Annotated in this window: 1 protein-coding gene; it reads left to right on the forward strand. The window is 67.8% G+C overall.

Features of this window, described 5'->3' with window-relative positions:
* Positions 1-167: 167 nt before the first annotated feature.
* Positions 168-760: transposase domain-containing protein (locus AC5ZFO_RS48155; protein WP_496124288.1), on the forward strand; the 593-nt coding region annotated here is incomplete at its 3' end.

Genomic DNA, 760 nt, shown 5'->3' on the forward strand with positions numbered 1-760 from the left:
GCCTGACCGCGGCGCAGCTGTCGGCCTTGCTCGAAGGATTGGACTGGAAGCGCGTCCACGCTGCGCGCGAGACACCGTCGCCGATCCAGGCGAGTTGAACTGCGGCACAGTGAATCAGTATGCATGTCGCGCTCGCGGGGTGCCGCGACGCATGGTGTAATCGCATCATGACGACGACGGCCGACACGCTTCCGGACAATCCCGGCACGCTTAAGGCGATGCTGCTGGCCGAACGGGCGCGCGCCGCGCGGCTCGAGCAGATCATCAAGGAGTTGCAGCGTCATCGCTTCGGCCGCCGGGCCGAGACGCTGCCGGAGGACCAGTTGCTGCTCGGCCTGGAGGAGGCCGAGCAGGTCGAGGCGAGCAGTGACGCCGCGACCGATGCAGCCAATGCGGCCGAGCGATCGAGCCGAGCCGCACGGCGCCGCAGGAACAGAGGAGCGCTGCCGGCGCATCTACCGCGGGTCGAGATGCTGATCGACCTCGACGATCACGCCTGCCCGTGCTGTCAGCAGGCGCTGCACCGGATCGGCGAGGATGTGAGCGAACGACTGGATATCGTCCCGGCCCAGTTCCGGGTCCTAGTCGTAAGGCGGCCGAAGTATGCTTGCCGGGCCTGCGAGACCATGGCGCAGGCACCGGCGCCGGCGCGGCTGATCGAGGGCGGGCTACCGACCGAAGCCACCGTGGCGCAGGTGCTCGTCGCCAAATATGCCGACCATCTGCCGCTGTATCGGCAGGCTCAAATTTACGCCCGCCA

The sequence above is a fragment of the Bradyrhizobium sp. Unk1 genome, from assembly GCF_059512345.1.